Origin of the sequence: Streptomyces sp. NPDC127097, assembly GCF_042724075.1 — a bacterium.
Taxonomy (GTDB): domain Bacteria; phylum Actinomycetota; class Actinomycetes; order Streptomycetales; family Streptomycetaceae; genus Streptomyces.
The window spans coordinates 47,207-58,270 of the sequence record NZ_JBHXFI010000023.1; the positions used below are offsets into that span (position 1 = coordinate 47,207).

6 protein-coding genes are annotated in these 11,064 nt (G+C 69.5%); 3 read left to right on the plus strand and 3 right to left on the minus strand.

The window, feature by feature from the left end; genetic code table 11:
- Positions 1 to 93: 93 nt before the first annotated feature.
- Complete coding sequence (locus tag ACFWJW_RS19095; protein WP_387242307.1) at positions 94 to 750, minus strand: response regulator; 657 nt, start codon at positions 748 to 750, stop codon at positions 94 to 96.
- Positions 732 to 2,630, minus strand: a complete 1,899-nt coding sequence (locus ACFWJW_RS19100; RefSeq protein ID WP_387242310.1) for a sensor histidine kinase — start codon at positions 2,628 to 2,630, stop codon at positions 732 to 734. The genes ACFWJW_RS19095 and ACFWJW_RS19100 overlap by 19 nt, the downstream gene beginning before the upstream one ends.
- Before the next feature lie 519 nt (positions 2,631 to 3,149).
- On the opposite strand from ACFWJW_RS19100, the gene ACFWJW_RS19105 reads away from it, so the two are divergent.
- A complete protein-coding gene (locus tag ACFWJW_RS19105) occupies positions 3,150 to 3,974 on the plus strand; it encodes a hypothetical protein (protein WP_387242313.1) in 825 nt (274 codons plus the stop codon).
- Positions 3,975 to 4,056: 82 nt separating this feature from the next.
- On the opposite strand, the gene ACFWJW_RS19110 is transcribed toward ACFWJW_RS19105, so the two are convergent.
- Complete coding sequence (locus ACFWJW_RS19110) at positions 4,057 to 6,987, minus strand: AAA family ATPase (RefSeq protein WP_387242316.1); 2,931 nt, start codon at positions 6,985 to 6,987, stop codon at positions 4,057 to 4,059.
- Positions 6,988 to 8,667: 1,680 nt separating this feature from the next.
- Between ACFWJW_RS19110 and ACFWJW_RS19115 the strand changes: the two genes are divergently transcribed.
- The gene (locus tag ACFWJW_RS19115) at positions 8,668 to 10,080 is read left to right on the plus strand and encodes a class I adenylate-forming enzyme family protein (RefSeq protein WP_387242319.1); all 1,413 of its coding nucleotides are present in this window, start codon (positions 8,668 to 8,670) and stop codon (positions 10,078 to 10,080) included.
- A gap of 61 nt (positions 10,081 to 10,141) precedes the next feature.
- Positions 10,142 to 10,936 carry a carbon-nitrogen hydrolase family protein gene (locus ACFWJW_RS19120; RefSeq protein ID WP_387242322.1) on the plus strand — a complete coding sequence of 265 codons (795 nt, stop codon included), beginning with the start codon at positions 10,142 to 10,144 and terminating at the stop codon, positions 10,934 to 10,936.
- The last annotated feature ends 128 nt before the right edge of the window (positions 10,937 to 11,064 follow it).

The following is an 11,064-nucleotide window of genomic DNA, read 5'->3' on the forward strand; positions in this document are numbered from 1 at the left end:
CGCCGCCGCCCGAAGCCGGTCCGATGAGTCGGTACGGTCCCCCGGCTCCGGTCCCCCGGCACCGGCCCACCGGACAGGCCCTGAGGACAGCCCCTAGTCCAGGTTCGCGCTGTTCAAGTACGCGAGAACCGCGAGCACCCGGCGGTTGGTGTCATTGGAGTTGGTCAGATTCAGCTTGCTGAAGACGCTGGCGATGTGTTTGCTCACCGCGCCTTCGCTGATGTAGAGACGGTGGGAGACCGCCGCGTTGGAACAGCCCTCCGCCATCAGCTCCAGGACCTCCCGTTCCCGGGCGGTCAGGGTGCCCAGCGGCTCCTGATGGGCGTTGCTCTCCACCAGTTTGGAAATGACCTCCGGGTCCATCGCGGTACCGCCCTCGGCGACCCGGCGCAGCGCGTCCACGAACTGCGTGGCGTTGAACACCCGGTCCTTCAGCAGATATCCGATGGCACCGGACCCGTCGGCCAGCAGTTCGCGCGCGTAGAGCTGCTCGACGTGCTGGGACAGCACCAGGACGGGCAGGCCGGGGATCCGCCGGCGGGCCTCGTGCGCCGCCTGGAGCCCCTCGTCGGTGAACGTGGGAGGTAGCCGGACATCCACGATCGCGATGTCGGGCCGGTGCTCCTGCACGGCCGTGAGCAGCTCCGGGCCGGTCTCGACCGCGGAGACCACCTCGAAGCCGTGCGCGGTGAGCAGATGGGTCAGACCTTCGCGAAGCAGGTAGAGGTCCTCTACGAGGACAACACGCACGGAATCTCCAGAGTGACTGTGGTGGGGCCGCCGAGTGGACTGTGCACGGCGAGACTTCCGTCGAAGGTAGCGAGCCGCCGCTGGATGCCGCGCAGCCCGCTGCCCTTCGCCGGATCTGCGCCCCCGACCCCGTCGTCGGTGAGCGCGATCCGCAGCTGGTTCGCCGTGTAGCGCACATCGATGTGCACCCGGCCCGCGTCGGCATGTTTGGAAACATTGGTGAGCAGTTCGGACACCGCGAAGTAGGCGGCGGATTCGACCGGGCGCTCGGGACGGCCGGGCAGCTCGATCCGCAGACCGACGGAGAGCGGCGAGTCCAGGGCCAGCCCGCGGATGGCGTCCGCGATGCCGCGTTCGGCGAGCACCGGCGGATTGATCCCGCGGATCAGATGGCGTAACTCGATGAGCGCTTTCGCGGAGGCTTCCCTGGCGGTCCCGACCATCGTCTTGGCGGCAGCCGGGTCCCGTTCGATGAGTGCCTCGATGGCGCCGAGTTTCATCCCCATGGCCACCCACTGTGCCTGCGCCCCGTCGTGCAGATCCCGTTCGATCCGGCGCAGCTCCGAGGACAGCGTCTCCCGGGCCTCCATCCGGGTCTCGGTGAGCTGGTCCACCCGGCGGCCGAGCAGCGCCGACTTGGTCGGCCCGAGGAGGAGCCAGCTCCACAGGCCGTGCAGCCGCAGCAGCGGGAGGGCGAGCAGACACCCGGTCAGGGTGCCGACCACACCGATCAGGGGGGCGGTGACGATCGGGTACTCGCCGAGGACCGGGACGCCGCGGGTCAGCAGGGGCCAGCTCTCGAAGGTGTGGAAGTCGACGAAGAGCTGAAGCAGCGACGCCCAGGCCCAGGACCAGATCAGGCCGAAGAAGCAGTATCCGGTGACCAGCACGGGGACCGCGGCGAGCAGCACCCCGACCACCGGGTCGAGCAGCAGCCACAGCAGGTCCCGCCAGGTGGCCAGGTCCCGGGCGTTCTGCCGGTAGCGCAGGGACCGCAGCGCCATCTCCGGGGTGCGGTACAGCGTGCGGCCGATCTGGTACGTGCCGTCGGGCCGGGGCGGCGGCAGGACGGGTTCGGGCAGATAGGGCCGGTCGATCCGGATGCCGGTCCACTCCTGGATCTGCTGCCGGCGCCAGGAGGTGAGCTGCCGGCCGGCGACCAGCACGGTCGGCCAGGCCCACAGCAGGATCGGCACCATCGCCAGCACATGCATGAGGGCGGCGGCCAGTTCGGCGACCGCGAGTCCGGCGGTCAGGGCCAGCCGCCAGGTGGCGAGGCCCCCACGGCCGATCCAGATCAGCGCACGGCGTATTCCGGAGTCGGCCGCGGATGCGAGGAGTTGGCAGGTCCAGCGGCCGTGCAGATGGAGCAGGACCGGCCCGAAGCCGAAGCCGGCCAGCCCCGTCGCCACGGCGACCGGGATGGTGATCCCGGGGTGTCCCGGCCAGTACCACGGGGAGGTGGCGCCCACCACGACGAGGGTGAGCGGCAGCAGCGCCGTGATGCTGCCGGCGACGGGGTTGATCAGCATCCACAGGATGTCCCGCGAGGTGGCCGGGTCCTTGACCAGCCAGTCCCAGCGCCGTTCGTAGGAGAGCTTCTTCGGGGTCAGGTAGAGCCGGTTCTTGTAGCGGTACCAGCCGTCGGGTTCGGGTTCGGGTGGTGGCGGCGGGGGCTGGTACGGCACCGGGATGTCCACCCCGCACCACCGGCCGGCGAGGGTGCGGTAGACGTTGAGCGGATCGCGGTACCACTGGGCGAGTGACTGGATGCCGAAGAGCGTGCCGAGGCCGACGGCGGCCAGCATCGGCCCGGCGGTGAGTCCCAGCCCGAAGAGCACGAGGCCGCGCAGGGGCGCCCAGAGGTGCCGTCCGAACATCGCTCTCCCCGTGTTTCCGATGCCCCCGGCGGGAGCGTTCGCCGCCTGCCACAATACCGACCGGAGGCAGCGGTTCCCGGTTTCTTTTGGCCGACACCCCTGGCCTCAATAGGGCGGCATTGGCCGGGAATCGATCCTCAATTCCCGGGGCCCGCACGCTATCCGTGATCCGGGGCATATCCGCGACGCGTCCCGTAGCGGATCGACCCCTTCCGCACGGCCGTCCGGAGCACCGCCGCTCTCCGCCTCACGCCCCAACAGCTGGCTGGAAAAGGCGCCTTGGGCCCTTCGAGGATGGCCAGGTGAAGCCGTCGACGGCACTTTGTCCGCGGAGTCCGGATCATCTCTCCCCGGTAAGGAATGAGATATCGGGTAACCGGGGTAGAGGTAGCTCCACCCGTCGTGTGGCCGTAGCTTGATTCACGGAATGGACCGCCACGGCATATTTTCTGCATACGACGATTCACGATGCACAAAGGTCCATACCGGCTCCCCTCCCTCATCGCCAGGAGGTATTCGATGCGGTCGTCGCGCGGTGCAGCCCTCGCACCGGCCCGGGTCTACGGTGTCGGCGTCTGCGCCGGTCATCTCGTCGTGCATGACCCCCTGACCGGGACGACCCACCACCGGAACCAGCTGATCACGGTGGGCCGCACGTTGCTGCGGGCGAGCGAGGTCGCCACGCACCCCGTGGCCGACCTGGCCGCGCTGGGCGGATCGTGGGCCCTCGGGGTGCGCTGGTCCCCGGTGGTGCAGCGCGATCCGTCCCCCACGTGCGTGCCCGCGGATTCCGTGCACCGCCGTGCGGCCCGCGCGCTGGCCTGCGCCGGGCTGCTCACCGTGGACCTGCACGAGGTCGATCCGCTGCCCACCCCCGCGCTCACCGACATCGCCGGCCATCTCACCGACGACGGCTGCACGGTCAGCCTCACCACCGAACACTGCCCGGCCGAGCGTCACGCGGAAGCGCTCGCCGACTGTGTCGACGCGCTGCGCATCTGCGTGGACACCGCGGTCACCCGGCAGCATCGATTAGGGCCCGAAGAGCGCGAGCACCGTCTCAGATCCCTGCTCTCCGGTACCCGTGCCACCGTCGCGGCCGGGCTGCCCACCCAGCTGTACACCCGCGTCATCCCGCCCCCGCCGGGCAACGCGGCCACCCGGTGGCTGGTCGAGCTGGCGGACGCCGTCGGCGCGCACGGGGTGACCTTCGCCCGCCCCCAGGAGGACGGCACGCCGGCGATGCCGGACCCGGCCGACTGGGGCGCCGACGCACCGCCCTGCGGAACGCTCAAGCCGCTGGACGTCCCGCTGGACACGGTGTGTCTGCGCGCCGATGTCTGAGGGGGCCGTCCGCCGCGCCCGTACCGGCACGCGGCTCCGACTCCCGTACCACGAACGCCAGTTGGCGCCGTGCGCCCGTCAGTCAGGCGATATCCGCGATGTCCGCCGGGAGCCCGACCGGCAGATCCGCCCGGCGCTTGATGTTCAGCTTCCGGTACACCCTCGTCAGGTGCTGTTCCACGGTGCTCACGGTGATGTGCAGCTTCCGGCCGATCTCCCGGTTCGTCCGCCCCAGCGCGGCGAGCGCGGCCACCCGGCGCTCGGCCTCGCTCAGCACGGCCATGCCTTCGGCGTCCTCCCACTGGCTCGTGGCCGGCTCACTGTTCAGCGGCTCCCTGGTGGCGAGCAGCTGATGGGACAACTGCTCGGCATGGCAGCTCTTGGCCAGTTGCAGCGCCCGGCGCCGGATCAGCTGGGCCCGGTCCAGTTTGCCGAGGATCTGCCAGACCTGACCGAGTTCGACGAATGCCTGGGCCAGCTGGTAGCGGTCCCCGCCGGCCTGCAACAGATCGACCACCTCGCCGAGCAGCGGCAGTCGTTGTTTGAGGTCGCTGACCGAGGCGAGGATGCCGAGGGAGATCCCGCGCATCCGGGTGGAGTCCGGCCCGATCATGCGTAGTTGATCCTTGATGAGCTCCCTGGCCCGGTCGGTCTGACCGACCCGGACCAGGGCCTGGGCCAGGTCCCCGCGCCAGGGCAGAGCCATCGGGTGATCAAGCTTCCACTTGACCACGAGATCACCCACGGCCTCGAAGTCCTCCAGCGCGGCATGCGGCCGGTCCGTCGCGAGATGGAAATGGCCCCGCGCCGTGCGGTACTGGAGCCCGTAACGGGTGTCCATCATGGACTGCGGGATCATCTGGTGGAGAAGTGCCTCGGCCCGGTCGAAATGGCCGCGCATCGTCGCGGCATGGATCGCGTGGGACAGCGGTGAACCGATCGCCACGCCCCAGCTGCGAGCGGAGAGAGCCGTCAAGGCGCTGCAAGCGTCCCGTTCCGCATCGGCGAGATCACCGAGCCGGAGGCTGACCGCGGCCCTGGTGTCCAGCAGCACCCCGCGCCAGGCGGCGGCGTGCTGGCCCTCGGCCTTCTGGAGCAGCTCATTGCACCAGTACATCGCGCGCTCGAACCGCTCGGCAGTGAGGAGTTCATGCAGTGCGGAGATCACGGATGCCAGCGGGGTCTCCCGGACCCGGGCCTTTTGCAGCACCTGCTCGGGCCCGTCCACGGCCGGGGCGTTCGCGGCGCCACGGGGAAGAACGGCGGTGTGCGGCCGGCGCACCGGGGCCGGGGAGTTCGTGGGTTCGGCCATCGCGGCGTGCCGTTCGACCCGGGCGAAGATCTGCGGATGCCAGCGGGCGAGCCACCGGCGGGTCAGTCTCCGTTCGGCCGGATCGCGGGAGCCGTCACCCTCGGGCAGCGCGCCCAGGGATTCCAGCGCGCGGACCGCTTCCTCGGGCCGGCCGTGCCATGCCAGCGAACGGACCAGCCGCATCACCTCACGGCTGCTGAGCAACTCCTTCTCCAGCGCCGTCTGCAAGGGCCCGTGGTGCCGGGTCGCGGCCGCGGGGCTGATCGTCCACTGCACCCAGGCGAGCCGCGCGGTGAGCATGGCGCGCTTGTGCTCGTCGCCGCAGGAACGGCTGGCGAACTCCAGGTACTGCACGGCCTCCGCCACCTTGCCGGCCGCCAGTGCCTGCTCCGCGTGGGCCAGCGCCTGATCGGCGGCGGCATGCAGCACCCGGGCGGCCCAGGGCTCGTCGGCCTCGCCGGCGGCCAGCAGGTAGCCCACCACGTCCGAGGGCGCCACGCCGTCGTGATGCAGCAGCTCGGCCGCGCGGCGGTTCAGTGCGGAACGCTCCTCGGGCGTGAGTTCGTCCAGTACGGCGGTGCGTGTGCCGTGGTAGCGGAACTGGGCGTCGGTGGTCAGCCCCGCCAGTTCCAGGGTTTCCAGCGCCCCGCCCACGGCCGATGGCCGGACGTCCAGGAATCGGGCCAGCAGCGCGGGGGCGGCGAACTCGCCGAGCACCGCGACCGCCCGCGCCGTCCGCAGCAGTTGCGGGCCGCCGCGGCGCAGGATCGCCAGCACGGCCCTGGTGAAGGCCGGCCCGGTGACCGGTTCGACCCCCGCTCCGGCGGCCGCTTCCTGGTCGGGCGCCAGACTGTCGTCGATCAGGGCGTGCGTCAGCAGGGGGTTGCCACCGGTCACGGCGTAACTGCCGGGTGCCTGCTGATCGGCGACCAAGGAGTCCAGCCGCTGCGCGAGGAGCTGCCCGACCCCCTCCGGGGACAACGGGGACAGCGTGAACTGCCGGGAATACGGCTGCCGGAGCGCCTCCGCCACCAGCTCGGACGGCGGCTCGGTCCCCTGGCTGAGCAGCAGCATCACCCGCGCCGTGCCGATCCGGTGCTGAAGGTAGGTCAGCACTTGCAGCGAGGCGCTGTCAGCGAACTGGTGATCGTCCACGGTGATCACCAACGGCCCCTGCCTGCTCAGTTCGAGCAGCCCGACGCACAGGTCGTGCGCGGCCCTGGTCCCGGACTGCGCGGAGGACGGTGCTTCGCTCCCCACCTGGGGCGTGGTCAGGCCGGCCAGGTGGGACAGCGACTCGGTGGCTTCCGGCGGGGTGGTCGCCCCGCTGAGGAACTGCTCGATCAGACCGAAGCGGAGCGACTGCTCACCGGGCGCGCCCGAGGCCCGCAACAGCGTGGCGCCGGCGGCTACCGCATGCTCCTCGAATGCCCTGAGCAGGGCGGTCTTACCGCTGGCGATTCCCCCTCGTATCACCGCTACCTTGCCGGACCCCTTGGCGCTGTCACTCAATGCGGCGCGTAGCTCCGACATCACTGCTTCTCGTTCCACTAACCCCATGCAGCTCTTCCTCCCCGAAGAAGAACCCCGGGCGTACCTCTCGGGCCCGAGGAAATGCACATTCCCCACAAGATTCACTTGGACGACGGCAGTGCCGGTCGGCGCGAGTGCCGCACCGCTCATCGGAACGCTCATCGTCATCAACACTTTCCCGCCGTCTGAAAAACAGGACACCCCGTCAATCCGGATCCCCGGAGTGCACACAATGCATAAGGATCCAGCAATGAAGAAGTGTTGATTTCACACTGAGTACTCAGGCGAAATCTGGCTGCCGAGTAAATTCGACGAAGGCCGGTCAACCGCAGTTGTAAAATTTGACTCAGGAGTCAATATTGCATTTCAGAAATCACCGGAAGCAAGAAGGCAACATCGCCTCCGGATGCGCAACATCACGCCGCCGGACACGCATCGCGGGAGCGGAAATTCCAGCTGGAAAACGTCTGGAAAGTGGATTTTCGCCAAGAAGCCCGACCCCCCGAATGCCGGAAACGTACACCTGAATCCCGAACCAGGGAAAATCAAGAGACGTTAAAGTCGACGTTTTCATGTCGCAAAGGCACTACCACCAATAATATGAACGATCACACCCCTGAGGTTCAAGCCGGTCCGGTGTGACGGCAGTCACATGGAGGCCACTAAGTGTACGCCACCAGCCGGCATGGCATTCTCGTGAATTTTGGAATCCGAACCGGGTCCGGCCGCCGCGGAATTTCAGGTTCCGGGAGCCGGTACATCGCCACGGAATTTACGATTCCGCAGTTCGTGTTGCCGCTGCCTGCACGAACATGAACCGGCCGGACCCTCCGGAGCATCACGTTCCACCACCGGAACAACCGCCTCCACCGGCGGTCGACGACGCAGCGCCGCCAGATGTTCACGCAACGCACCAACCGCACTTCTCGGCCTTCCGGGCCTTCCGCAAGGGCTCCTGAGTATGCGTCACGTAAAAGTGCGCTTGAGCAACCAATAGGGCGTCGCGCACCATCAGCGCAGCCCACGGAGCAAAACTCCCACAGCGCCTGAGGAGGCGAGCAGCAGTCCGTGGACACCAACGGCCGGCGGGCACTTCTCCGCACCGTCACACCGTGGCCACCCCACGAACCACCCCACCCATCAGCACAATCCGTGGCGGGACGACGGAAGTTGACGTGGCAGCGCTTGACCCCGCCTTGACTCTCGTGCACAGGGCGCTACCCAGAGTAAGTGCAGGAACTGACCTGTGAGTAACCCGCAAAAGTCAGCTCGCCCGCCGGCCCGGCATCCTCGCGGGTCACGCGACGAAGGAGGCCAGGGGCGGTGCACGGGCACCTGAGCCAGTACGGCGGAAGATGGCCGAAAGGAATTACCGGGGTGGGGCGCGGCGCGGCGTATCACGGCGGCCGGGCAGGAAGGTGAACCGCGGAGGAAAACCGGCAGGCGGAATTGCTCGGCGAAAGCAAGATCGATCATGCCGCCCTCCGCGGTGGCACCTCGAACGCCGCGGCGCCGGTGGGCAGGCCACGACGAAGGCGCCCGCGCGCAGGCCGCGTTCCCCTCATTCGCCGGATGCCTGGACGCGGCGGCGCCGATACCCGCTGCACTCCGCGCAACGTCCCTGGTGGGCCCGGCCCGCAACGGAATTCCCGGCGCAGCGGCACGCGGCCGCGGCGGCAAGAGAAGGGACCTTAGGGGTGCGGATAAGGGTTCCCTCCCCGCGCCCCCGCTTCCAGACTCGCCGTAGGTGAGGCACGTGCCCTGCCCTGTCGGCTGGGCGGCTCCCGCTGGTTTTCCGTAGTGATGCCGCATGTGAGGTCTGCCCACGAGGAAGGAAGCGTGCGACCAGTGAACGCAAAGATCTTTGCCCCTGACTCGGTGCGGACCTTGTCCGAATTCGAGCAGGACGCACTCCGCATCGCGCAGGTGCTCGGCGAGCGGGGCGTCGGCCCCGGGGACCGGGTCATGCTCAAGGCCGGCAACTCGCCCGCCTGGGTGGCGACACTGCTCGGGCTGATGCACATAGGCGCCTCGATCGTGCTGGTCGACCAGCAGGAGCATGCGGAGCCGACCCGGCGGATCATCCTGCGGACCGGTACGAAGCTGGTCCTCAGTGACGAGGACTCCCCGCTCGACAGCAGCCAGGAGGCCGTGCATCTCTATGAGTTGCTGGTGTCCGCCGCCGGCCGGCAGGTCACCGGCGAGCGGCTGACCACCGACGCCTGGTGCGAGCTCCCCGACGGCCTGATCATGTGGACCTCCGGCTCGACCGGCTCCCCCAAGGGCGTGGTCAAGTCCGGTCGCAAGTTCCTCAAGAACCTCGAACGGAACGCGGCGCAGGTCGGGCACCGGGAGGACGATGTCCTGCTGCCGCTGCTGCCGTTCGCCCACCAGTACGGCCTCTCCATGGTGCTGATCGCCTGGCTGAAACGGTGTTCGCTGGTGATCGCCCCGTACCGGCGGCTGGACCGCGCGCTGCTGATGGCGGAGGAGTCGGGGGCCACGGTCATCGATGCCACGCCGTCCAGCTACCGCAGCATGCTCAACCTCGTCTCGCGGAAGCCGAGTCTGCGCCCGGGGCTGGCGCGGGCGCGGATGTTCTGCGTCGGCGCGGCGCCGCTGGACGATCCGCTGGTCGGCCAGTACGAGGCGGAGTTCGGGCGGCCGCTGCTGGACAGCTACGGCAGCACGGAGCTGGGCAATATCGCCTTCGCGACGCCGGACAATCCCGTGGCGTGCGGGCAGGCGATGGACGGTATCCGGGTGCGCGTCGTCGACGACGAGGGCCGGGCGGTCCCCGCGGGCGAGCCCGGCGAGGTGGAGGTGAACACCCCCGACGCGCTGGAGGGGTACCTCGCCGAGGACGGCACTCTCCAGCCCGCCCCCCAGGGCTGGCAGCGCACCGGCGATCTCGGCCGGCTCGACACGGACGGCAACCTCTTCGTCCTCGGCCGCAAGTACGCGGTGCACCGCAAGGGTTACACCCTCTACCCCGAGCTGATCGAACGCGGTGTGGCGGCGCAGGGCTGCTCCGTCAGGATCGTCGCCCTGCCCGACGAGCGGCGCGGCGCCCAGCTCGTGTTCTTCGTGGAGGACGACCAGAGCCGGGAGGACACGTACTGGCGCGAGCGGCTCTGTGGCATGCTGGCGGCCTACGAGCACCCCGACCGGGTCGTCGTGCTCGAACACTTCCCGCTCAATCGCAACGGCAAGCCGGACAAACGGCAGTTGGAGCATCTCGCCCGGGCCCGCGGCCGGTAGGTCGCCGACGGCACCGGCACCGCCGGCGGGCGGCGGGTGTCACCCCCGGAGGACGTACCCAGTGAAGATCGCCTGTCTTCAGACCGTCTGTGGCCCGACGGACTTCCCGCAGACCCTCGACAGGCTGCGGGAAGCCGCGGGGAAGGCGGCCGCCGAGGGCGCCGGCCTGCTGCTCGCTCCCGAGATGACCATCGGCGGCTATCCGCTCCAGCCCGCGGCCCTCGCGCAGTCGGCCGGCACCGCGGACGGCCCGCAAGGCACCGCGGTCGCCGAGATCGCCCGGGAAGCCGGCATCGCGATGGCGTACGGCTGGCCCGAGCGGGACGGTGCACACCTCTACAACGCGGTGCGACTGGTCGGCCGGGACGGGCGTCCGCTGGCCGTCTACCGCAAGACACATCTCTACGGCCGTGCCGAGCACGAGCTGTTCACCCCCGGCGGCAATGGCGTGGTCCAGGCCCCGCTGGGAGGTCTGACGGTGGGCATGCTGATCTGCTACGACGTCGAGTTCCCCGAGGCCGTGCGAGCCCACGCGCTCGCGGGCACGGATCTGCTGCTGGTCCCCACGGGCCTGATGAGGCCCTGGGATTTCGTCGCCCGGACCCTCGTGCCCGCCCGCGCCTTCGAGAGTCAGCTCTACGTCGCCTACGCCAACTGGACCGGCGAGCACGGCGGCCTCCGTTTCTGCGGCCGCACCACGATCGCCGCCCCGGACGGCACCGTGGAGTCCCTCGGCCCCACCTCCTCCGACGGGGACCAGCTGCTGTTCGGCGAGGTGGATCCCAGCACACTGGCCTCGGCGCGCCGGAACACGACCTACCTCAGGGACCGTCGCCCGGAGCTGTACGGGCGCTGATCGCGGCGGTCCGCAATTTCGCGTGATCGTCGGCGGGCCCCTGTGATAGATGTACGGAGATCGTCGGCCCCGACGGTCTCCGGGCCTCGAGGGGAACGAACCCGAAAGCGGTCCCGGCGGCGGCCGCC